Origin of the sequence: Pseudomonas onubensis (assembly GCF_965653655.1) — a bacterium.
GTDB lineage: Bacteria > Pseudomonadota > Gammaproteobacteria > Pseudomonadales > Pseudomonadaceae > Aquipseudomonas.
In genome coordinates this window covers 1-19,689 of the sequence record NZ_CBFHAZ010000115.1, presented here as the reverse complement: position 1 = coordinate 19,689, position 19,689 = coordinate 1, and the positions used below count along the sequence as shown (strand labels likewise).

Here is a 19,689-nt window from a genome sequence, read left to right as displayed (position 1 = left end):
GTGTATCAGTCACTGGATGTGTTGAATGACACACCGCTTTCGCGAGCAAGCCCGCTCCCACATTGACCCGGTTCCTACAGGGGGTTAGCCGTTTGCCGCGGTTTTCTTGTCCAGCTCGGAAATGCGCTGTTGCAGCTTGGCCAGGTCGGCGTCGATGTCGGCGAGCTTCTTGGCCTTGTCGGCCGCTTCCAGCTTGTCGTCTGCACTGATGGTGGTGCGCTGCTTGAACAGCTCCAGTTGGCGGATCGGCAACAGCTGGTCGTCGTTGGAAGCGAGGAACTTGCCCAGTTGCATGTTCTTCAGCACCGCTTTCTCTTCATCGGTGTCGCCATAGTTGGCGAAGAAATCACGGATCTTGGTTTTTTCGCTGTCCGTCAGCGCCTTGCTCCACACCATCGGGTCGGCCGGGATCAGCGGCGATTTCCAGATCACCTTGAGCATTGCGGCTTTGTCCGGCTGGGTGACTTCCAGGCGGTCCCAGCTTTCGGTGTTGAAGGTGGCCACGTCCAACTGCCCCTTGGCCACGCTGAGTGCGTTGACTTCATGGCTGGAGTTGAGCGTGCGTTTGAACGCGGTGGCGGCATCCACATGGTTCTTGGCGAACACGTAGTAGCCCGGCACCAGGTAGCCCGAGGTGGAGTTCGGGTCACCGTTGCCGAAGGTCAAGTTCCTGGCGTTCTTGAGCATGTCGTCGACGTTGTTGATCGGGCTGTCCTTGCGCACGATCAGAACGCTCCAGTAACCGGCAGCGCCATTGGCGGCGGCGGTCTGGGCGAAGATCTCGCCGTTGGAACGGTCCACCGCTTCCATCGCCGCCTTGTTGCCCAGCCAGGCCACGTCGACCTTGTTAAAGCGCATGCCCTGGATCAACCCGGCGTAGTCGGAGGCGAAGGTGGCGTTGATGGTCAGGCCGGTTTTCTTCTGCATGTCATCCAGAAACGGCTGCCACACACTTTTAAGGTTCTGCGAAGACTCGGTGGACATGATGCCGAAGTTGATGGCTTTGTCGGCGGCCTGGGCAGTGCCCATGGCAGCGCCGGCCAGCAACACCGCAGACAGAAACACTTGGCCGATACGGTTCAACATGGACGGGATTCCTGTGGGTCGTGAGTAGGGTTTCAAGCGCGCGCCATAGCCAGCCGAGGCGTGGCGACGGCTGTGCGGGTCTGGTCGGAAAACATCAGGCTGGTGTCGACGTCGGCACCGTACAAATCGTTGAGGAACTGGCTGCTCATGGCGCTGCCCTGCCCGTCGAAATGAATCCGGCCGCCTTTAAGGGCCACGGCACGCGGGCAATAACGCATGGCGTAATCGACTTGATGCAGGGTCACCACCACGGTCTTGCCGTCGCGGCGGTTGATGTCGGCGAGGATCTCCATGACCTTGCGCGCCGACTCCGGGTCCAGCGAGGCAATAGGCTCATCGGCGAGGATGACTTCGGCGCGCTGGGTCAATGCACGGGCAATCGCCACGCGCTGCTGCTGGCCGCCGGACAAGGTCGAGGCACGCTGCCCGGCCAGGTCAGCCAAGCCCACGCGGGCGAGGGATTCGAGGGCAAACGCCTTTTCCTCGGCATTGAACAAACCGAGGTTGCCGCGCCAGCGCGGCATGCGGCCCAGGCAACCGAGCAGTACGTTGTCGATCACGCTCAGGCGGTTGACCAGGTTGAACTGCTGGAAGATGTAGCCGATGTCTGCACGCAACCGCCGCACCTTGCCATTCAAGCGCCCACTGGCCTGCACCTCCCGGCCCAGCACCTTAACGCTGCCGCCGTTGCTCTTGTCGCAACAGGCCAGGCCCGCCAAATGGCGCAACAACGTGGACTTGCCGGAACCGGAAGCGCCAATCAGCGCGACCATCTCACCGGATGCAATGGTGAGTTCGAGGTCGACCAATGCGGATTTCTTCGCAAAGGTCTTGTTCAAGTGATCGACATGGATAGCGTGAGTCATGGGCTTCTCTGTCTGGTTTGAACAGCCACACAAGGGCTGCGGTTGAGTTCAAACGACAGTAGGCGCGGGAGGTGTCAGTGCTATTACTTGCACATGACTGGCGGGCGGCGGTTTGATGAAGGTTTTGTGAAAGGTTGCCAAGCCACCACAATCCCCTGTGGCGAGGGAGCTTGCTCCCGCTGGACTGCGAAGCGGCCCCAAAACCGACGGGCGCGGTGTGTCAGGTGGATCGAAGGTGGCTGGGTTGGGACTGCTGCGCAGTCCAGCGGGAGCAAGCTCCCTCGCCACAGGGTGGGTGGTCAGTTGTGGGACCTGCCCTACACATCTTTCAGGTTGCGTCCGAGCAACCTCGCCGCTAACCTTCGCGGGTCGCTGCAAAATCAGCGAACGGGTGTGGTAGCCCGGTTCTTTCATAGATCCCCAAAACGCTTACGGGCGTTTTTTTGTGCGGGCTGCTTTGTGGCGGCTGTGCACGGGAGGCTTCGGCCTGCCGGGTTTCTATGACCGGTCTACCACCCCGTGTACAGTCGCCTCCTTACATCGTGTGGTAGCGAGATGGAGGTGCTCATTCATAGGAGCTTCACCATGAAAAAAGTCACGCCTAACCCTCCGCCATCCACCTCGGATGACACCCCACAAACCCCACCCAACCTCATCTTCACCGTCCGCCCCGGCCTCAGTACCGAAGTTGCCTTAAGCAATGCCAGCGAAATGCTGGAATCGGCGACGGTGTGTGCCTACGACTGTGCCGAGCATTTGGATGGATCAAGCCGCAAGCAGGTGCTGGCAGTGGTGCAGATGGTTGAGATTGCGCAATTGTTGGTGGATCAAGCGCTGAATCGGGAGTGCCCCGTCGCTTGATAGCGCGGTGATCCCCTGTGGGAGCGGGCTTGCTCGCGAATGCGGTGCATCAGCCAACCTATTCAGTGACTGACACGCCGCTTTCGCGAGCAAGCCCGCTCCCACAGCTAGTCCGCGTGCATCAGCACATGCTCACTTGCCGGGAGCGCAGTCGCGGGCTGACGAAGTCCAGGAAGGCGCGCACTTTCAACGGCAATGGCGCCTGCCCTTTATGCACCAGGCTGATCGGTAACGCCGCTGATTCATAGGGCTGCAACACCACCTGCAAATCACCCTTTTGCACTGCGTCCGCCACTTGATACGACAGCACCCGAATCACACCCACATCCAGCGTCGCCGCCGCAATCGCTGCTTCCGCGGTGTTCACCGACAGCCGCGAATGCACGGGCACGGTCTGTTGCGCTTTACCTGCCCCAAACACCCAGGCGCCCACCGAGGACAGCACTTCAAAGGTGATGCAACTGTGATTCGTCAGCGCCTGCGGCGTGGTCGGTTTGCCATGGGTTTGCAAATACCGATGGCTGGCACACACCACCCGCCGCACCGTGCCAACTTGCACCGCCTTGAGCGAGCTGTCCGGCAGGTCGCCAATGCGCACGGCCACGTCGCACTGTTCCTCCATCAAATGCACCACACGGTCGGTGAGCATCAGGTTGACGCTGATCTCGGGGTACTGCGCCAGAAACTCCGCCACCACCGGCACGATATGCAGGCGCCCGAACACGATGGGCGCGGTCACCGTCAACTCGCCTTTAGGCACGGCATATTCGCCGGTGGCGGCCCGTTCGGCTTCGCCGATCTCTTCGAGGATTCGCCGGCACGCCGCCAGATAGGCAGCGCCCACGTCCGTCAGCGACAACTGCCGCGTGGTGCGGTGCAGCAGCCGGGATTTGAGGTGAGCTTCCAGTTCCGCGACTTTACGGCTGACGGTGGCCAGCGGCATGCCCAACTGGCGCGCAGCCGCCGACAGGCTGCCCGCCTCCACCACCGCGACAAACACCGACATCGACTCAAGACGGTTCATAACGCCCTATCAAATTCTGGAAGGATGATTCTCGATCGTAGGGGATTATCGACATAAACGCGACTGCGTAAGGTTGGCGACTCATCCCCCAGCGACATAAGGCAAACGCCATGACATCCGAGAGTTCCCCGCCGCGAGGCAAGATCATCATGATGGCGGTGATCGCCGGCGCGGTGGTCACCAACATTTACTGCACCCAGCCGGTGCTGCCGTTGATTGCCTCGGACATGGGCGTAACGGTGTCGACGGTCAACCTGGTGGCGGGCGCCGCCTTGCTGGGGTTTGCCACCGGGTTGGCGTTTTTGCTGCCCATGGGCGACCGCTTTGACCGGCGCAAACTGGTACTCGGGCAGATTGCGCTGGCGTTCTGTTTTGCTTTGGCGGCGGCTTTTGCGCCGAGTATCTGGGCGTTGATCGGCGCCTCGTTCGGCCTGGGCGTGGTGTGTTGCGTGCCACAGCAGTTGGTGCCCTTTGCGGCGGTGATGTCGCAGCCCCACGAACGCGGGCGCAATGTGGGCACGGTGGTCAGCGGGATCATGCTGGGGATTTTGCTCGGCCGCACCATCAGTGGCGTGGTCGGTGAGGCCTACGGCTGGCGGGCGGTGTATGCCATGGAGGCGGCGTTCATGATTCCGGTGTGGTTCATCGCGGCCAGGCTGCTGCCGCCGGGCGTGCCGAGTACGAACCTGTCTTACCCTCGCCTGCTCGCTTCGCTGTGGCCGTTGATGCGCGATAACAGCCCGATTCGGCAATCGATGGTGGTGCAGGCGTTGTTGTGGGCGTGCTTCAACGCGTTTTGGGTGAATTTGGCCGGGTTGCTCGCAAATGGGCCGTGGCAGCTGGGCAGTGCCTGGGCCGGAGGTTTCGGAATTATTGGCGCGGTGGGTGCGTTTGCGGCGTCGTATGGCGGGCGGGCGGCGGACAAGCTGGGTTGTCGCAAAGTGATTGGGGCCAGCGTGGGGATTGTGACTCTGGCGTATCTGCTGCTGGCTGGGGCACAGGCCTCGCTGATTTTGCTGGTACTGGGCGTGATTGTGCTGGATATCGGTGTGCAGGCCGGGTTGGTGGCGAATCAGACGCGGGCGTTTGCGGTGGACCCCAAGGCCCAGGGGCGAATTAACAGCTTGTATATGACCGCGACGTTTGTGGGTGGGGCGATTGGGGCGACGGTGAGTGGGTGGTTGATGGCGCAGTTTGGTTGGGTGGGGATTGTGGAGTTTGGGGTGGGGTTGGGGATGTTGGCTGGGGTGATTCACTGGCTCGGCGGACTCAAGACTTCACCTATACTTCAGAAACAATAGCGCTCAACGATGGGAACGCGGCACCTGCACTACTGGCATGACAGCGGGTGCTCATTCAACTAACAGCTGCCATTACGCCTATCGATACTGTGCGTATACCCTATTAGAACAAGTTGTTAGACAATTCAATTAAATAGCGCGATGTTCAAACCCCTCACGCCTCCAGGCGAACAAGGAGCTTTGAACATGTCGCTACCCACACCATCAATGCAGCTTGCGAACGACCCTATCGAATCATTGGCGCAAACAGTATTTGATAGCGGCGCCTTGACCAACAGGTTCTATGACTTGTGGACTTCAGGCCCTTTGCAGGTCAAGCAGATCGCCATCTTCGCCAGAAACTATGGTGAATTCAATCGTTCGTTCCCGGAAGTGCTCTCGGTAATGATCAGCAACACCCAAAATATTCAAGCCCGCGCAGAATACGCAAAAACGCTGTACTCCGAGATGGGGTATGGCCGTGTTGATAAAGTCCATTCTGTTCTGTTTGATAACTGGCTGTTCGAGCTCGGCAAGCAGCTTGGGGACTCGCGAGCGCTGACGTGGGAGAACATCAAGCATGACCACCGTGTATTGCCGCAAACCCATGCACTGATCCACGGAGAGAAAGAAATGTATGCGGCTGATAACGCGATAGGCTCAGGCGCTCAACTTGCGCTGGAATGGCAGGCCTATACGATGTTGCGGCGCATGTATGACGGCGCACTTCACTATAAAAAATGGTGGGCTGATGAAGATGCCTTTCATGAAGCCTGCGAATACTTTTACGCTCATATCGGCGCCACCGAAAAAGAGCATAAAATTGAATCACTCAATGGCGCGCGGCAATTTAACACCGGGCCACAAAGCTTGTTACGTATAGAGCAAGGCTTTGTTAAACACCTGGCACTTTTCGAAAACTTCTGGAACGCCATTGCCGATGAAATGTTGAGGGCGGTTGAACCCGAATAAATATCATGGAGAACACTGATGGAGTCCAGAATTATCGGCACTTTCAATCCTGAGTTCATCAACCAGAATGAAATACACACCATAGAGTGCTTCGTTCAAGACGACAGTAACTATAGTGAATTTCGAATCGGCGACTGGAAAACCTACGTCATTCGTACCGCCAACATCGATAACGATGCGGGCTTGGTTGCACAACACCACAGACCCGCGACGGTGACTGCTCAAGGAGCACGGCTTCCAGGACTCAACGCCTGGATAGATCGCACCTTCGACACCCGTACATTACGCCTGGCCAGAATCCATTGCCTGGGAAACGGTGTACTCATCCCTCACCGGGACTTTATAGAGCTGGGGCCGACTGCGCCTGTATGGGCGCGACTGCATATCCCATTGAAGACAAACGAGCATTGTCTACATTCGGAAGAGTCAGAGGTATTCAGAATGCGCACGGGCGAAATCTGGCAACTGGCCGCCTCCAGGCTGCATTCAGCCACCAACTTTTCCGAAGAGCGGCGCCTGAACGTGTGCCTGGATTTCGAGCTGGGCGATGCCTGTGTCTCATCGCTGCTGCGGGACAGGTCATCTGTCAAAAACCTTCCCGATCCGCAGATCATCATGCGCCAACCCATCGACGAGGTATTCCTGGGCGGTCTACTGGACCTCAGCAACTTGATTGACGAAAAAAACTTCAGGGACATAGTTGGCCTGTTGTCGAGGGTACATTTTTATAAACAGGCAACGCTTGCCGAATTTTTCGACTGGTTACACGAGATCGCCTATAGATCCGACAAACCTGGGTTGCTGGATAAAGCCGAAAAATTCAGCCGTTTCCTGCGTGCTGAGCGCGTCATGTTTGAGCGCTTTGTGCTCTGAAAGGAACCCACAAACAACATGTGCCCTATTCGAGAGAGCTACTGCGTATTTCCCACTATTACCCAGCCGTTCTGGACGTGGTTAACCGGCAAGCCTGCACTGGATGAACGCCCAAGCATTGGGTCTGGCCCGTTGCGCTTCACCCTTATGGCGCTTGTGCGTTTGTGCAGTGGCATCGTAGTAGCCATCATGGGTACGCGGTTACAGGGGGCTTTTTGCGTGCTGGGTGTATTACTGGGTTGGGCGCTCAGCGTTGGTGGCGCAAGAATGATGATTAGCACCGTGGCTCATCAATGCATTCATTCACGTTTCTCCGGATGGCGCTGGATAGACGACGTGACGGCTCAGTTGTTCAGCGTTCTGACCCTGACACAAAGTGCGCAACAGTACCGAGCGGAGCATTTTCTGCTCCACCATCGTCACGACATATTCACTACGCACGCCGACCCGGCGACCCACCTGCTCATTCAGGCCGGACTCACACCCGGCACCGAGGCCAAGCGCCTGTGGAGGCGACTTTTCCTGAGCATGCTCTCCCCCATCTTTCACGTGAGATGGCTATACAACCGTATACACGGCAACCTGATGACCGGCCCGCTCTTGCGTCGCGTATCCGTAGGGCTTTATCTGCTGGGGTGGCTGTGGCTCATCGAAGGCGCAGCCGTTATCACAGGGTTCGAATGGTTGATCGCTGTTGGCTTTCCACTGCTGTTTTTTTACCAGAATAGCGTGTTGCTGGAGTTCATCAGCGAACACGCCTGGTTTGGCGAGCGAGATGGCCTGGCAGATCCTCGACATGTTCACGCCACGCACTCTTGGGGACGTTTTTGTGGGCGTCAGGTGCCAGTGAAACGCCGCCACGGGTTGCACCACTGTTTGAGCTGGTTGGCCTGGTTCGCAGAGCACGTGTTTTATCACTTGCCCGTGCGACTGTTTGTATTGCCGGGAGATCTGCCGCAACACGATTTTCATCATCGCCACCCGGGAACCGACAAGTGGCCTCAAGCAGCCTTTGCGAGAGAGGCTGACAGCCGCACGCTCCACGCGTCGAATTGGCCGGATTATCAAGAGTTCTGGGGGCTGCACAACGCCATCTCTTACGTGTTCAAGATCATCGCCCTCAGCCCGCCGCCCTCATCGTTCAAACCGCCGAAACCTGTGGTTCCAGCCCATTATTGAAGTGCCCGCAAATCAGTTCATAGACAGGGCCGAGCAACACATTTGAGCGCGAGGGGTTGCGGTACAGATCAATGTCTACGGACGGTAAACGCGTCAATCCGCCCTCATGCTCCAGTAACCGCAAGTATTCCGGCACAGCGCTTTCTATCAGTACTGTGACCGCGAGACCGGATGCCACCGCCGCCAGTAACGCTTCATGATTGAAACAGGTGTACGCCATGCGCCATGACCTGCCCGATGCATTAAGTGCCGCCAACGCATGGTCACGGTAAACACAGCCGGTGGGAAACATGGCCAATGGCAGCGGTGCATCCAAGTGGACCTGGCTCATCTCATCCGTGACCCATAGCAAGCGCTCGCGGCGCAAGGGGGTGCCTTGGGTGCGTTTGGGATTGCGGGTTGCAATAACAAGATCAATGCAGAGATCGTCCATGGTCTCCAGCAGTGTCCAGCTATGGCCACACCGAAGTTCGATCTCCACATTGGGAAACGTATCCGCCATTACCTGCAACAGTGGCGGCAGCAGGCAGGATGCGTAGGTCTCCGAAGTTGCCAGTACGACTTTCCCCTGGGTGGATGCGGCGTTCAAAGCAAAAAACGCTTGCTCGTTCACTTCAATCAGGCGGTAAGCCACGCTGAGAAAGCGTTCCCCCAAGCTGGTCAACGTGACGCTGACAGTAGTGCGTTCGAACAATTTGCAGCCCAATTGTGCCTCAAGCTTCTTGATGCGCATGCTGGTCGCCGACTGAGTCCGGTGCAACCTGAGTGCGGCCTGAGTGAAGTTACGGGTCTCCGCGACTGCAATAAACGCCCTGATCAAGTCGATTTCAAGATCCGTATCTTTCATCTATCACGCTCCCCCATCTCACGAATGAGCCAGATAAAAACTATATGTTAGTCGCCGCGCGAATAACGCGATATAAACATAGCCAGCATTCATGGCGCAGAGTGAAAGATGAAAGCACAACAATCAACACCCGGGAGCATCGAGTTATTGATAGCGATGCTTATATCGGGCAGCATCGGGCTGCTGGTGGTAAAGTCCGAACAACCGGCAATCAACGTCGTATTTTTTCGTTGCGCCATCGCCTTTATGTGCCTGGCACCCTACTGTTATATTCGCGGATTCATCCGCTCCGCTTATTGGACGCTGCCGATTCTAATTCCGGTAACGGTTGCCGGTATATTAATGATCTGTAATTGGGTTTTATTGTTCATGGCCTTCCCATTGACCAGTATTTCTCTGGCGACGCTCGTTTACCATATCAACCCTTTTATCGTGATGCTGCTGGGGGCTGCCTTTCTCAAACAGGGGGTGACACGCAGTGATATGACGTGGGCGGGTTTGGCGTTTGTCGGCTTGGGATTTACGGTTAACAGCGGCTCTAGCCTGGCGTTTCCGTCCGCAAGCGAAGCCTACGGTCTGTTGCTGGTATTGATAGCGACGTCTTTATATGCAGGTACTGTGATTCTTACAAAGCGGACGAAAGACGTACCGCCGGCCTTCATCGTCCTGGTACAAACCGGCGTAGGCGCACTTCTATTACTGCCCTTCACCGACCTGTCTGATTCGCCGCAAACGCTACAACAATGGGGGTTCATTTTAACACTCGGGATTGTTCATACGTTCATCCTGTACTGCCTGATATTCTCGGCATATCAGAAGCTAAGTATTGCGATGATTTCCATCTTGTCCTTTTTCTACCCGCTCTCGACAATCGTTTTCGATTATTTATTCTTCAACCAGCTTATTAGTCTTTGGCAAGGTTTTGGCGCACTGTTAATACTGCTGGGGACTCTCGGAATAAAACTGGGCTGGAATTTTTTTCGAAATGTAAATCCTACTTTAAACAGCCAAAAAACCTTTTTATCCGGTAGGAAAAATCCCAAATAACATACCCATTAATCCTACCTACCCTTTGATACTTGATCTCTATTGCTTGGAGTAATGCATTCATGCAAGAAAAGGCGACCCGAAAGTCGCCTTTTGTTATTGCGCGTACTGCTTGCTCAACCCCGGCGGCACACCGTGCACATCGGTGTCTTCCCACGGCCCGTTCGGGCTGATGGAGCGGCTCCAGCCGTTGCTCCAGCGGTAGTAGGTGCGCTGGCGGTAGAAGGTGTCAGGCTGCTCGTCCAGCACATACACCTGCATCTTGCCGTCCCAGTGGCTCGCGGCGCCCGGTGGTGGGGCGAAGGTCGGTGATTTGCTTGGCACCGGCTTCGGCGGCGGCGTTACCGGGCCGGAAGGCTGGGTGCTTGGCTGGGTCGCCGGGCCAGACGGCGGGATGGTCGGGCCGGTGGGCGCGGGAGGCCGATGGACCGCACAAGCGCTCAAGCCGAGTACCAGGCTGAGCAGGGTGATGCGTGCAAATGCGGTCATAGGCGTTTCCTCGAATTATTTGTCCGGAGTGTCGATGGTCAGCTGCTGCAGCGCAGTGGTGCTGCTGGCCAAGGGTTGGCTGCGGCCGATCCACTCGCCAGTGGTCGGTTGACCGGCCCGGGATATGCGCGCAACCAGTTGGACTTCGGGGAAGTTCGACAGTTTCAACTGCGGCATCATTGCGTCCGCATCGCCCAGTTCGACGGTGACCGGCAGTTCAGCCACGGTGACGCGCTTGGCCGCCAGGGGCGCCGGTGGGCCGTTTACCGCACGGACGAAGATAAACACGCTGTCGGTGGGCAAGGCTTTGGCCTTCACCTCAGGTGCGAGGTCCACGCGCACTTTCATCACGGTTTTTGCCGCCACCGTGCCACCGCTTTCCTTGAGTTTCTCGGCCGCGCGGTCGATACCGCCTTGCAGCGCGACCCGGGAGTTGTCTTGCGCTGGCAACTGCGCCAACAGGCGGTTCCAGTAGTCGATGGCTTCCTGATAACGCTGGCCTTCAAAGGCGGCGATACCCAGCAGGCCGAGGCTGGTGACTTCTTTGGGGTCGAGCTTCAAGGCTTCATCGGTCAGCGCCTGCACCTTGGGCGACCATTGTTTGTTGTCGGCAAAGTACTGCGCCTGCGCCCATTGGCCGAGCAGTTCGGGCTGGCGACCGGCGAGTGCGACGGTGCGTTCGAAGATCTTGGCGGCATCGGCCGAACGATCTTGAGCCATGTAGGCGCGGCCGAGGAAGTACAAGCCTTCCGGCGAGTCCGGCTGGGCGGCGGCGGCGCGCTCCAGGCGGTGGGTCATGTCTTGCATCGACACCGGCGGCTGGGAGAATTCGCGGGTCAGTTCGACCTTGTCACTCGCTCCGTAATGCAGGTACAGCGCAACGCCCAGGACCGGCACGAGAAACGCCGCCAACAACGGCAGTGGTTTGCCCAAGCGTGATTCACGCGGCTTTTCTACGCCTTCGGTGTCGGCCAGCAACTCACGCGCAGCCTCGGCGCGGCCGGTGTCGAGCTGAGCGGCATTGAGCACGCCTTCGTCCTGCTGCACTTGCAGCTCGGCCACGCGTTCCTGGTAGAGCGCCACATTCAGTGCGGTGCGATCCTCTTCACGCTGGGCACGGCGGCCGCGCAACACAGGGATCAACAGGAAACTCAGGGCAATCAGAAGCAGCAACCCTGCTGCGAGCCAAAAATCAATCATCAGTCTTGGTGTCCAGCAATTGGTCGAGGCGTTTGCGTTCATCCGGGGAGAGCGCATCGGAACCATCAGTCGGCGCGGCGCGGCGGCGGCGCACGATCACGGCCATCACCACCACACCGGCCAGCAACAGCCCGGCGGGGCCGAACCAGAGCAGCGCAGTCTTGCCGGTGAGGGCGGGTTTGTAGCGCACGAAATCACCGTAGCGGTCGACCATGAAGTCGATGATCTGCTGGTTGTCCTTGCCCTCCCCCAGCATGCGGAAAATTTCTTTGCGCAGGTCGGCGGCGATCGGGGCGTTGGAGTCGGCAATGTCCTGGTTCTGGCACTTGGGGCAGCGCAGTTCCTTGGTCAGTTCGCGAAAACGCTCGCGGTCACCGTCCTTGGCGAACTCGTAGGTGTCGATGGCCGCATGGGCAACGCCAACCAGTCCAAGTGCCAACACAGCAGCGGCTAACAGACGCCTCATGGCTTGGCCTCATCGACCAATGCCTGGTACTTGGCGGCCAGTTGCTCGCGCCAGACCACTTCGTCGATCACGCCAACATACTTGTCGCGGATCACGCCTTTGGCATCGATAAAGAAGGTTTCCGGAGCGCCGTACACGCCGAGGTTGAGGCCCAGGTTGCCGTCCTCATCGCGAATATCCAGCTGGTACGGGTTGTGGAACTCGGCCAGCCACTTCAAGGCCGCCGCATTGTCGTCCTTGTAGTTGATGCCGTAGATCACCACGCCCTGCTCGGCCAGTTTGTTCAGCACCGGGTGCTCGACGCGGCAGGAGATGCACCAGGTGCCCCACACGTTGACCAGCGCCGGTTTGCCCAGCAGGTCAGCCTGGGTCAGAGTCTTGTCGCCCTGCACGGTCTTCAGGCTGAACGCCGGGAATGGCTTGCCGATCATCGCCGAGGGCAACTCGGCCGGGTCCAGGTACAAGCCACGGTATAAAAACACTGCCATCACCAGAAAGGCCGCCAGCGGTAACACCATCAACCAACGCTTCATGCCGCCGCTCCTTGCAGGCCGAGGGCTTCACGCACCCGGCTTTTGACCTTGACGCGATAACGCCGGTCCAGCGCGGCCAGCAAGCCACCAAAGCCGGTGAGCAAACCGCCGAACCAGATCCAGCGCACGAACGGCTTCACATGCACACGCACCGCCCAGGCGCCGTCGTCCAGCGGCTCACCCAATGCCACATAGAGGTCACGGGTGAAACCGGCGTCGATACCCGCTTCGGTCATCATCGAGCTTTGCACGGTGTACAGACGTTTTTCCGGGTGCAGAACAGCCACTTCCTTGCCGTTGCGCACCACACGCACAGTGCCTTTGTCGGACGTGAAGTTCGGGCCTTCGAAGTGCTTGGCGCCTTCGAAGATGAAGTGGTAACCGGCCAGGTCCATGGACTCACCCGGCGCCAGGCGCAGGTCGCGCTCGGCGCTGTTCTGGCTGGACAGCACCACGCCGAGGGCGCACACGGCGATGCCGATGTGGGCGACTTGCATGCCCCAGTAGCTGCGGGTCAATGTTGGCAGACCTTTGATCAGGCCTTTGTGACGGGTCTTATCGAAGATGTCGCGCACGCCGGCCAGCAATACCCAGGCGGCGAGCAGGAAGGTGGCGAGCACCGCCCAGTTGAAGTCGCCGTAGGCAAACCCGGCAATCACCGCCATGGCTACACTGCCGAGCAGTACCGGCATCAACATGCCGGCCAGCCATTTCACCGGCGTGTCTTTCCAGCGCACCAGCACACCCACGGCCATCACCACCATCAACAGGCCCATCAACGGGATAAACAACGCGTTGAAGTACGGCGGGCCGACGGACAGCTTGGCGCCGCTCAGCGCGTCCAGCACCAAGGGGTACAAGGTGCCGAGCAGGATCATCGACGCGGCCACCACCAATACCAGGTTATTGCCCAGCAGCAGGGTTTCCCGCGACCATAGGTTGAAGCCGACCTGGCTCTTGACCACCGGCGCGCGCAACGCAAACAGGGTCAGCGAGCCGCCGACTACAAACAGCAGGAAGATCAGGATGAACACGCCGCGCTCCGGGTCGGACGCAAACGCATGCACCGAGGTCAACACGCCCGAACGCACCAGGAAAGTACCCAGCAGGCTGAGGGAAAACGCGGCGATGGCCAGCAACACGGTCCAGCTTTTGAACACGCCGCGTTTTTCGGTGACGGCCAGCGAGTGAATCAGCGCGGTGCCCACCAGCCAGGGCATGAACGAGGCGTTTTCCACCGGGTCCCAGAACCACCAGCCGCCCCAGCCGAGTTCGTAGTAGGCCCACCACGAACCGAGGGTGATACCGATACCGAGGAACGCCCAGGCCACAATGGTCCATGGCCGCGACCAGCGCGCCCAGGCCGCATCGAGGCGCCCGCCGAGCAAGGCGGCGATGGCAAACGCAAAGGCCACGGAGAAACCCACGTAGCCCATGTAGAGCATCGGCGGGTGCACGATCAGGCCGATGTCTTGCAACAACGGGTTGAGGTCATGCCCATCCATCGGGATCTGCGGCAGGATGCGCGTGAACGGGTTGGAGGTCATGATCAAAAACAGCAGGAAGCCGATGCTGATCATGCCCATCACTGCCAGCACGCGGGCCAGCATGACCTGCGGCAGTTGGCGCGAGAACACCGACACGGCAAAGGTCCAGCCGCCGAGGATCAAGGCCCAGAGCAGCAACGAACCTTCGTGGGCACCCCACACGGCGCTGAACTTGTAGTACCAGGGCAGCGCGCTGTTGGAGTTATTGGCGACGTAGGCGACGGAAAAGTCGTCGGTCATAAAGGCGTAGGTCAGGCAGCCAAAGGCGAACACCAAAAAGGCAAACTGGCCCCACGCGGCCGGCTGCGCCAGGCTCATCCACAGTCGGTCGCCGCGCCAGGCGCCGAGCAATGGCACCACGGCCTGGACGATGGCGAAGCACAGGGCGAGGATCATCGCCAACTGGCCCAGCTCCGGAATAAACAGTGCGGACGTCATGGCTTAGCCCTCCTTGGCAGGCTGTGCATTTGAGCCAGGGGCCGACTGGCCGCTGTCTTTGAGGGCTTTGGTGACCTCGGGCGGCATGTACTTCTCATCGTGCTTGGCGAGTACTTCATCGGCCACCACCACGCCGTCGGCGTTGAGCTTGCCCAGGGCGACGATGCCCTGGCCTTCACGGAACAGGTCCGGGAGGATGCCGCGATAGGTGATGGTCACGGCTTTGTTGAAGTCGGTGACCACAAAGGTCACGTCGAGGGAATCACCGGAACGCTTCAAGGAGCCCTTCTCGACCATGCCGCCGGCGCGGATGCGCGTGTCGACAGGCGCTTCGCCATTGGCGATCTGGGTCGGGGTGTAGAACAGGTTGATGTTCTGCTGCAAGGCGCTCAGGGCCAGGGTTACGGCAATGCCGACGCCGGCCATGATGGCGAGGATGATCAACAGACGCTTTCTACGCAGCGGATTCACTTATCGGTCTCCCGGCGCAGACGACGCGCCTCTTGTTGCAGGTAACGCTTGCGGGCCAGGATCGGCGCGGCGACGTTGAGGGCCAGCACCGCCAGGCAGATGCCATAAGCCGTCCAGACATACAGGCCGTGATGGCCCATGGCGAGAAATTCACTGAACGAGTTGAAGTTCATCCGCGCGCTCCCAGGCTGTTTTGCACTTCGGCCTTGACCCAACTGGTGCGGGCTTCACGCTTGAGCACTTCGAGGCGCATGCGCATCAGCAATACGGCGCCAAAGAAGCAGTAGAACCCCAGCACCATCAGCAGCAGCGGCGCCCACATTTCCACGGGCATCGCCGGTTTTTCGGTGAGAGTAAAGGTGGCGCCCTGGTGCAGGGTGTTCCACCACTCCACCGAGTACTTGATGATCGGTATGTTGATCACGCCGACGATGGCCAGCACCGCGCAGGCCTTGGCCGCGCTGTCGCGGTTGCTGATGGCGTTGCCCAGGGCGATCAGGCCGAAATACAGGAACAGCAGGATCAGCATGGAGGTGAGTCGCGCATCCCACACCCACCACGAACCCCAGGTGGGTTTGCCCCAGATCGCGCCGGTGACCAGCGCCACGGCGGTCATCCACGCGCCGATGGGCGCGGCGCATTGCAGGGCGACGTCGGCCAGTTTCATCTTCCACACCAGGCCGACGATGCCGCACACGGCCAGCATCACGTAGCAGGATTGCGCCAGCATGGCGGCGGGCACGTGGATATAGATGATGCGAAAGCTGTTGCCTTGCTGGTAGTCCGGCGGCGCGAAGGCCAGGCCCCAGACCAGGCCGATGCCGATCAGCAAAATGGCGGCGACGCTCAACCACGGCAGCAGCTTGCCGCTGATGCCGTAAAACCATTTGGGCGAGCCGAGCTTGTGAAACCAGGTCCAGTTCATTGCTGTTTCCATCACGGTGGCTGTGCGTCATTGCGCAAAGCTCAGGGTCTTTCTTATGTTGAAGAGCTGAGCCAAGACATAACTCTTGGCCAGACCTCATTATTCGCCGACGCTGATCTTCAGGCCAGCCGCTATAGCAAAGGGTGTCAGGGTTACCGCCAGGGCGGTCAGGCTGCCAAGCCACAGGAGGTAACCGGTCGCCGGCATGCCCATGAGCGCGGCCTGCAAGGCGCCGCTGCCCAGGATCAACACCGGGATGTACAAAGGCAGAATCAACAGGGCCAGCAACAGGCCACCCCGCTTCAAACCGACGGTCAACGCTGCGCCCACCGCCCCCAAAAGGCTGAGCACCGGCGTACCGAGTAACAAGGACAGGAGCAACACCGGCAGGCACTCGACGGGCAAGCCGAGCATCATCGCCAGCAGCGGCGAGAGCAATACTAGCGCCAAGCCGGAAAAAACCCAGTGTGCCAGCACCTTGGCCAGTACCAGAAGTGGCAAGGGGTGCGACGAAAGGACCCACTGTTCGAGGGAACCGTCTTCAAAATCACTGCGAAACAGCCCGTCCAGCGAGAGCAGGACCGATAAAAGCGCGGCCACCCACACCAGTCCCGGGGACAAGGTTTGCAACAGTTTAGTCTCGGGGCCGACTGCCAGCGGGAACAGCGCGATGACGATGGCGAAAAATACCAAAGGGTTGGCCAATTCGGCCGGGCGACGGCACAACAGGCGGGCTTCACGGGCAACTAACAGCGCGAACACACTCATGCCGACCACCGCCCTAAATCCAGGTCGCGGTAACCGGCGGGTATACGCGCCAGGGTGTGATGGGTGGTGAGCACAACTAAACCGCCCTGCTCGCAGTGCTGGGCCAGGTGCTCTTCGAGTTGGGCGACGCCTTGCTTGTCGAGGGCGGTGAAGGGTTCGTCGAGAATCCACAGCGGCGGGCCTGGCAGATACAAACGTGCCAGCGCCACGCGGCGCTGCTGGCCTGCGGACAAGGTGTGGCAGGGAACGTCTTCGAAGCCTTTGAGGCCGACAGCGGCCAAGGCCTGCCAGATGGCATCACGGGGCGCCGGATGATGCAGGGCGCTGAGCCAGCTGAGGTTTTCTTCCGGCGTGAGCACGTCCTTGATGCCGGCGGCGTGGCCGATCCAGATCAGGTTGCGCGCAAGCTCGGTGCGTTGTTCGTTGAGGGGCTTGCCGTTGAGTCGAACCTCACCGGCCGTCGGTTGCATCAACCCGGCCAGCAGGCGCAGCAAACTGGTCTTGCCGCTGCCGTTGGGGCCGCTGATCTGCACCATGTCGCCGCCCGCCAGCCGCAGTTCGAGATGCTCGAACAGCAGGCGCAGGTCGCGTTCACAGGCAAGCGCTACGGCTTCTAGAAGAGGGCTGGTCAAAAGATCGCGGGCCTTTACGGTTCAAGTCGGCGGTGCAGCGGCCGTTATAGAGAAATGCACAATAACGGCTTTGGCGACCGATTTTAGAGAGCTGGATCAAATAGTTGTGAGGTTTTTACCGCTCTCTTTGCAGACGGGCGGCATTATACATGTGATGCCCTACTCTAAAGAGGGCAATTTCCCCAGAGACGACGCGCACGATGACCGGTGAGATCAACCTTCCTACGCTGCCGCCCGCACCGACGCCCGGGCCTGCCCCGCTGCCGCCGACCGGCGAGTTGTTGAAACTGCTGGAGCCGCAGACCGGCCTGATCGACCCTGGGAAAACCGTCAACGCCGAGGTGATTGCGCTTAAACAAGGCGGTGATGCGTTTCAGCTATTGCTCAAGTTGACCCTCGAAGGCGGCCGCCAAACCTTGGTACAAGCCAGCAGCGCCCAGCCGTTGCCGTTGGGCAGCAATGTGGCGGTGAGCCAGACACCCACCGGCAACCTGACCATCAGCTTGCAGCAAGCCTTGAGCGCCAATGTGGCCGCCCTCACCCGCATCGACACCACACAGATGCCGGTGGGCACACTGTTGCAGGCCAAGGTGCTGACCACCCAGATGCTGCCACAAGGCACGGCGCAACCGGCGATCTATCGCTCACTGGTCAGCGTGCTCAATAACGCCCTGGCCGGCACCACGCTGAGCCTGGAAAGCCCGCAGCCGCTGCGGGTCGGCAGCTTGCTCAGCGCCGTGGTGCAGAATGCGCAAAGCCTGAATTTCGTGCCGTTGAGCGGGCTCAAGGATCAGTTGGCCGTGGCGCAACAACTGACCACTCAGCAAAGTCGCCAAGGCTCGCTGGATGTGCTGTTCACCGCGCTGCAAAGCCTGCCCGCCGACGACACCACTTCCAGCGACCTGCGCGCCGCCGCCGCGCGTTTGCTCAATGCGCTGCCTGACCTGGCGCAAGTCAGCAACCCCAAGGTGCTGGCGCAGTTGGTACAAAGTAGCGGCGTGTTCCTTGAAGCCAAATTGCTCGCCGGGCAAGACCCGCAAATTCCGCCTCTGGACATGAAGGGCGCGCTGCTGCGCCTGGTTGCCGATTTGCTGCCGGCCCTGCCCGCCGCGACGAATCTGAATGCCATCCTCGCCGCTAATACGCTGGCCCAGGTACTGCCCAACTTCGTGCGCAACCCGCTCAGCACCCTCGGCCAGATCGGCGCACGGCAAGCCCCGGCGGGCTTTCCGCTGCCGGACCGGCTGATGGCCAAGCTGGCAGGCGAAGGCGACCTGGAAAACCTTTTGCGCCTGGCCGCCGGCGCGATTTCCCGACTGCAAAGCCACCAGCTGTCGAGCCTGGAGCAAACCGGCACTACCGCCGATGGCCGGCTGCAAACTACTTGGCAGCTGGAAATCCCCATGCGTACCTTGCAGGATATTGTGCCGTTGCAGGTCAAGTTCCAGCGTGAAGAACCGCCGCCGGACAAGGACCAACCGGAGCGCAAGGACAAGAAAGACCCCAAGCAAATGCTCTGGCGCGTCGAGCTGGCCTTCGACATGGAGCCGCTGGGGCCGTTGCAGGTGCAGGCGCAACTGACCCAGGGCAAATTGTCCAGCCAGCTGTGGGCCTCGCGCCCGTTCACCGCCAGCCTGATCGAAAGCCACTTGGGCAGCTTGCGCGAGCGTCTGGTGACTTCGGGTATTAATGTCGGCGACCTGGACTGCCACCTCGGCACGCCTCCACGCGGGCCACGAACCGGATTGGAGCAACGCTGGGTGGATGAAACCGCATGAAAAACCCCACCCCGCCGCGCCAGGCGATTGCCCTCAAGTACGACGGCCAGCAAGCGCCGACCCTGACGGCCAAGGGCGACGATGCCCTGGCTGAAGCCATTTTGAAGTTGGCGCGGGAAAATGAAGTACCGATCTATGAGAACGCCGAGCTGGTGAAACTGCTGGCGCGCATGGAATTGGGCGACAGCATCCCGGAGGAGCTGTACCGCACGGTGGCCGAGATTATTGCGTTCGCGTGGACGCTCAAGGGCAAATTCCCGGTGGGCTATGACCCGAATGCCGAGCCGGTCGAGCGGGATGTGACGGCGCGTGGGGATGATTACTGAGTGTTATCAGATGTACACAAATCAAATGTGGGAGCGGGCTTGCTCGCGAAGGCGGTGGTTCAGTCGATACCTGAGTTGACT

The 19,689-nt window shown here is 59.7% G+C and carries 22 protein-coding genes; 8 read left to right on the top strand and 14 right to left on the bottom strand.

Annotated features, from left to right (window positions below; all coding sequences use genetic code 11):
• Positions 1 to 84: 84 nt before the first annotated feature.
• Together phnD and phnC are read right to left on the bottom strand one after the other, a co-directional pair.
• Complete coding sequence (gene phnD, locus ACTD9P_RS25705; protein WP_438869892.1) at positions 85 to 1,086, bottom strand: phosphonate ABC transporter substrate-binding protein; 1,002 nt, start codon at positions 1,084 to 1,086, stop codon at positions 85 to 87.
• Positions 1,087 to 1,118: 32 nt separating this feature from the next.
• Complete coding sequence (phnC, locus tag ACTD9P_RS25700; RefSeq protein ID WP_122527317.1) at positions 1,119 to 1,952, bottom strand: phosphonate ABC transporter ATP-binding protein; 834 nt, start codon at positions 1,950 to 1,952, stop codon at positions 1,119 to 1,121.
• A 585-nt stretch (positions 1,953 to 2,537) separates the two neighbouring features.
• Here phnC and ACTD9P_RS25695 point away from each other — a divergent pair.
• Complete coding sequence (locus ACTD9P_RS25695; protein WP_017136205.1) at positions 2,538 to 2,813, top strand: DUF6124 family protein; 276 nt, start codon at positions 2,538 to 2,540, stop codon at positions 2,811 to 2,813.
• Between the two features lie 121 nt (positions 2,814 to 2,934).
• Here the strand turns inward: ACTD9P_RS25695 and ACTD9P_RS25690 are convergent, their stop codons facing one another.
• Positions 2,935 to 3,837 carry a LysR family transcriptional regulator gene (locus ACTD9P_RS25690; protein WP_438869891.1) on the bottom strand — a complete coding sequence of 301 codons (903 nt, stop codon included), beginning with the start codon at positions 3,835 to 3,837 and terminating at the stop codon, positions 2,935 to 2,937.
• 110 nt (positions 3,838 to 3,947) lie between these two features.
• Here ACTD9P_RS25690 and ACTD9P_RS25685 point away from each other — a divergent pair, with 110 nt between their 5' ends.
• The 4 genes from ACTD9P_RS25685 (at position 3,948) to ACTD9P_RS25670 (ending at position 8,141) form a co-directional block, all read left to right on the top strand.
• Positions 3,948 to 5,138 (top strand): MFS transporter, encoded by a 1,191-nt coding sequence (locus ACTD9P_RS25685; RefSeq protein WP_438869890.1) that lies wholly within the window; start codon positions 3,948 to 3,950, stop codon positions 5,136 to 5,138.
• Between the two features lie 186 nt (positions 5,139 to 5,324).
• Positions 5,325 to 6,089, top strand: a complete 765-nt coding sequence (locus tag ACTD9P_RS25680) for an iron-containing redox enzyme family protein (protein WP_438869889.1) — start codon at positions 5,325 to 5,327, stop codon at positions 6,087 to 6,089.
• An 18-nt stretch (positions 6,090 to 6,107) separates the two neighbouring features.
• Positions 6,108 to 6,962 (top strand): aspartyl/asparaginyl beta-hydroxylase domain-containing protein, encoded by an 855-nt coding sequence (locus ACTD9P_RS25675; protein WP_438869888.1) that lies wholly within the window; start codon positions 6,108 to 6,110, stop codon positions 6,960 to 6,962.
• Positions 6,963 to 6,980: 18 nt separating this feature from the next.
• A complete protein-coding gene (locus tag ACTD9P_RS25670; RefSeq protein ID WP_438869887.1) occupies positions 6,981 to 8,141 on the top strand; it encodes a hypothetical protein in 1,161 nt (386 codons plus the stop codon).
• Here the strand turns inward: ACTD9P_RS25670 and ACTD9P_RS25665 are convergent.
• A complete protein-coding gene (locus tag ACTD9P_RS25665) occupies positions 8,104 to 8,988 on the bottom strand; it encodes a LysR family transcriptional regulator (protein ID WP_438869886.1) in 885 nt (294 codons plus the stop codon). The genes ACTD9P_RS25670 and ACTD9P_RS25665 overlap by 38 nt on opposite strands.
• Positions 8,989 to 9,096: 108 nt before the next feature.
• Here ACTD9P_RS25665 and ACTD9P_RS25660 point away from each other — a divergent pair, with 108 nt between their 5' ends.
• Positions 9,097 to 10,035: a DMT family transporter gene (locus ACTD9P_RS25660; RefSeq protein WP_438869885.1), complete on the top strand. Its 939-nt coding sequence runs from the start codon at positions 9,097 to 9,099 to the stop codon at positions 10,033 to 10,035.
• A 96-nt stretch (positions 10,036 to 10,131) separates the two neighbouring features.
• Here the strand turns inward: ACTD9P_RS25660 and ACTD9P_RS25655 are convergent, their stop codons facing one another.
• From ACTD9P_RS25655 to ccmA, 10 genes are all read right to left on the bottom strand, one after another.
• A complete protein-coding gene (locus ACTD9P_RS25655; protein WP_138816067.1) occupies positions 10,132 to 10,524 on the bottom strand; it encodes a hypothetical protein in 393 nt (130 codons plus the stop codon).
• Positions 10,525 to 10,539: 15 nt separating this feature from the next.
• A complete protein-coding gene (ccmI, locus tag ACTD9P_RS25650) occupies positions 10,540 to 11,724 on the bottom strand; it encodes a c-type cytochrome biogenesis protein CcmI (RefSeq protein WP_438869884.1) in 1,185 nt (394 codons plus the stop codon).
• Entirely contained in the window at positions 11,717 to 12,190 is a 474-nt protein-coding gene (locus tag ACTD9P_RS25645; protein WP_438869883.1) for a cytochrome c-type biogenesis protein, read from the bottom strand. The genes ccmI and ACTD9P_RS25645 overlap by 8 nt, the downstream gene beginning before the upstream one ends.
• Positions 12,187 to 12,723 carry a DsbE family thiol:disulfide interchange protein gene (locus ACTD9P_RS25640; protein WP_017136199.1) on the bottom strand — a complete coding sequence of 179 codons (537 nt, stop codon included), beginning with the start codon at positions 12,721 to 12,723 and terminating at the stop codon, positions 12,187 to 12,189. The genes ACTD9P_RS25645 and ACTD9P_RS25640 overlap by 4 nt, the downstream gene beginning before the upstream one ends.
• The gene (locus ACTD9P_RS25635) at positions 12,720 to 14,708 is read right to left on the bottom strand and encodes a heme lyase CcmF/NrfE family subunit (protein WP_438869882.1); all 1,989 of its coding nucleotides are present in this window, start codon (positions 14,706 to 14,708) and stop codon (positions 12,720 to 12,722) included. Before ACTD9P_RS25635 ends, ACTD9P_RS25640 begins: the two co-directional genes overlap by 4 nt.
• 3 nt (positions 14,709 to 14,711) lie before the next feature.
• Positions 14,712 to 15,179, bottom strand: a complete 468-nt coding sequence (gene ccmE, locus ACTD9P_RS25630) for a cytochrome c maturation protein CcmE (protein ID WP_200432739.1) — start codon at positions 15,177 to 15,179, stop codon at positions 14,712 to 14,714.
• Positions 15,176 to 15,352, bottom strand: coding sequence for a heme exporter protein CcmD (gene ccmD / locus ACTD9P_RS25625; protein WP_017136196.1), 177 nt, complete (start codon positions 15,350 to 15,352; stop codon positions 15,176 to 15,178). Before ccmD ends, ccmE begins: the two co-directional genes overlap by 4 nt.
• A complete protein-coding gene (locus tag ACTD9P_RS25620) occupies positions 15,349 to 16,104 on the bottom strand; it encodes a heme ABC transporter permease (RefSeq protein WP_065912425.1) in 756 nt (251 codons plus the stop codon). Before ACTD9P_RS25620 ends, ccmD begins: the two co-directional genes overlap by 4 nt.
• A gap of 99 nt (positions 16,105 to 16,203) precedes the next feature.
• Positions 16,204 to 16,872, bottom strand: coding sequence for a heme exporter protein CcmB (gene ccmB / locus ACTD9P_RS25615; RefSeq protein ID WP_014717701.1), 669 nt, complete (start codon positions 16,870 to 16,872; stop codon positions 16,204 to 16,206).
• Positions 16,869 to 17,504 carry a cytochrome c biogenesis heme-transporting ATPase CcmA gene (gene ccmA / locus ACTD9P_RS25610; RefSeq protein WP_438869881.1) on the bottom strand — a complete coding sequence of 212 codons (636 nt, stop codon included), beginning with the start codon at positions 17,502 to 17,504 and terminating at the stop codon, positions 16,869 to 16,871. Before ccmA ends, ccmB begins: the two co-directional genes overlap by 4 nt.
• Positions 17,505 to 17,704: 200 nt before the next feature.
• Between ccmA and fliK the strand changes: the two genes are divergently transcribed.
• Entirely contained in the window at positions 17,705 to 19,282 is a 1,578-nt protein-coding gene (fliK, locus tag ACTD9P_RS25605) for a flagellar hook-length control protein FliK (RefSeq protein ID WP_438869880.1), read from the top strand.
• Entirely contained in the window at positions 19,279 to 19,608 is a 330-nt protein-coding gene (locus ACTD9P_RS25600) for an EscU/YscU/HrcU family type III secretion system export apparatus switch protein (protein ID WP_438869879.1), read from the top strand. The genes fliK and ACTD9P_RS25600 overlap by 4 nt, the downstream gene beginning before the upstream one ends.
• The last annotated feature ends 81 nt before the right edge of the window (positions 19,609 to 19,689 follow it).